Genomic DNA, 2,329 nt, shown 5'->3' with positions numbered 1-2,329 from the left:
CGCAGCCCGTTCGCCGAAGCATTCCGTTCCACCGGGCATAACACAGCGCGCACAGGCAGACTGCGCGCCGAACTCAACCAGCTGCCTCCACACGAGTGGCCCGCTAGGGTGCGGAGTCTGATCTCCGACCAGGTCAGCCTCATCCTGCGACGCAGCATCGATCCCGACCGGCCGCTCTCCGAATACGGCGTTGACTCCCTGAGCGCACTCGAACTACGCACCCACGTCGAAAGCGAAACCGGAATACGCCTGACGTCTAGCGACATAGCCAGCACCACCATTCGCGGTTTGGCGGCGCTGCTCTGCGAAAAGCTTGTCCCAGCGGAGGCTGTCTGACATCGACGCGTCGAATCGTACCTGGCTCAATACCTAAGTGGTAAGTAACCAACTGCGCGTCAATTATTCGTTAGCCGATCTCGCCAGTCAGACCAAACTCAGCCAGCGTGCGCCTGGCAAGTTCACGCAAAGCGGGCTTTGTGTTGTCAGCACCCGGCTGGTAGGCGACGACGCTGATGCCCATCTTGCCGCCGATGCGCCCTGCCTGCAGATTCATTATGCCGCCTGCTCGCTCAAGCCACTGTCGCGTGACATTGCTAGCGCCGCGTGTGGTGACGTACTCCGCATCGGTCCCATCGAGTCGGCACATCTGTGTGCCGAAGTCCCCGAGATTGGAACAAAACACCGTGAAATCGGGGTCACCGATCATCAAGTCCGCCAGTCGACCCAGTGCACGCTTCGGCGCGAATTGGGTCAGCCATACGATCCCGAGCGCGGCTGGGGAGATCACCCGCTCCGCCACATCCGGCGTCTCGCGCAGGGTGCCCAGCACCTCGTTGACGGCGGCGCTAACGTCACGTAGATCTGTTGTTACCCGCGTCGGGTCGATGCTGACGCGCGCAAATGACAGTGCGATCGCACGGGTATCACTCTCGGCACGGTCGCTCATCGGGAGTTGCAGGGTGACAGCGCCGTCAACGGCCCGTTGACGCCCCATGCGCTCCGCGAACTTCGCAGCCAATCCGGCGACGAGCATGTCACTAGTTCCGCCAAGAGCTTTCGCACGGGAATCCCAATTATCCGCGTCGATGTAGATCGTGATACCCGGGACGACGACGGGCTCATCGCTGTCGTGTTCACGTAGGGCTACAGTTCGGTTTGCCGGTAATTGATCATGATCGTGTCTCTGACGACGGGCTGCTTTTGCTGCCGCGACGAGATCGCGCCGGTGACTACGGACGAGTTCGGCCACCGCGCGAAGCGCTGGAGCAACCTCAGGTAAGTCCTGCTTCAATTGGCGGGCGTCCTTGGCCGCCGTCCGCAATCGTGTGCGTGACTGCGGCGGTGGCAGGCCGAGATCACGGGTGTTGCCCAGCACCGCATCGGTTATTGCGAAGGCGAGCCCGAGGCCGTCGAGGAGGTAGTGCGAGACCACCAGACTGACCGCGGTCGAGCCGTCAGTCAGGGGAAGCACGCCCAGATGCCAGCCTGATCCCGCTTCTGGGTCAGTCGGCAGTTGAGAACGTTCATCAGCCCAATCGCTTAGTTCAGTGCGTGGTCGCGCGTACTCAGCGACATCAAAGTCCTCGTCCCCGCGATACGCGACCCATCGATGGCGGCCGAACGGAAGCGGCGAACGTTCGATGCGCCGTCCAAGCAATCCGCGACTTAGATTACGGTGGAAACGCCTCAGCCCATCAAAGTTGATTGGGTGCTCATACACCCACACGACCTGCATGACTTGCTCTTGGCCAGTCGCGCGCTGGGCCGCAAAGAAGGCATGGTCTAGCAATGCGAGCCGGTTATCCAGCGGCGCATCACCATTGGGTGTGTGGGCCTCGAAATCCATGTCCGCTGCCCGGCTGTTGGGCATGGGCGCGGGCCGCACATCACCATTGGATGATGCGCGGACTTCAATATCCGTCCCCGCCCCCGGGCTGCTGGGCATCGATGAGGGCCGCGAATTACCGTTGGGCGCGGGGCCGTCAAGGGATGGGGCTTGCGCGTGCGTCAGCTTTTCGTACAACAGCTCGGCCAAACCGCGAATGGTGGTGGCGGTAGAGGCGACTTCGCGGGGAGTGATGCGTATTCCGGTTTCGGTCTCGATGCGGGTGCGAAGTTCGAGGGAACCGAGCGAGTCAAGCCCGTACTCGGAGAGGGGATGGTCGGGATCGATGCTGCGTCGCAGGATGACGCTGACCTGGTCGGAGATCAGGCGCCGCAGCCGGATGGGCCAGTCGTCTTGGGCCAGCTCGCCGAGCTCTGCACCCAGCTTGCTTGTGCCCGTTGGGTTTTGCCCGGCGGAGCGAAACGCTTCGGCGAAGGGACTCCG

At 62.4% G+C, this 2,329-nt stretch carries 2 protein-coding genes and 1 pseudogene; 1 reads left to right on the top strand and 2 read right to left on the bottom strand.

Features of this window, described 5'->3' with window-relative positions; all coding sequences use genetic code 11:
• A partial coding sequence (locus tag M1248_RS33210) for an acyl carrier protein (RefSeq protein WP_317150931.1) occupies positions 1–336 on the top strand: 336 nt, incomplete at its 5' end.
• 70 nt (positions 337–406) lie between these two features.
• Here M1248_RS33210 and M1248_RS33205 read toward each other — a convergent pair.
• The gene (locus M1248_RS33205; RefSeq protein WP_317150932.1) at positions 407–1,846 is read right to left on the bottom strand and encodes a hypothetical protein; all 1,440 of its coding nucleotides are present in this window, start codon (positions 1,844–1,846) and stop codon (positions 407–409) included.
• Positions 1,847–2,032: 186 nt separating this feature from the next.
• Positions 2,033–2,209: pseudogene (locus tag M1248_RS33200) on the bottom strand (acyl carrier protein); the annotation flags it as partial.
• Positions 2,210–2,329 lie beyond the last annotated feature (120 nt).

Origin of the sequence: Mycobacterium sp. 29Ha, from assembly GCF_032883055.1 — a bacterium.
In the GTDB taxonomy this organism is placed as follows: Bacteria; Actinomycetota; Actinomycetes; order Mycobacteriales; family Mycobacteriaceae; genus Mycobacterium; species Mycobacterium gallinarum.
Note: the sequence above shows the minus strand (reverse complement) of the source record. Positions and strands in the feature narration are given on the sequence as shown.

Coding starts and splice junctions, on each gene's coding strand:
- M1248_RS33205 (WP_317150932.1), bottom strand. CDS start 1,846: ATGGATTTCGAGGCCCACACACCCAATGGTGATGCGCCGCTGGATAAC.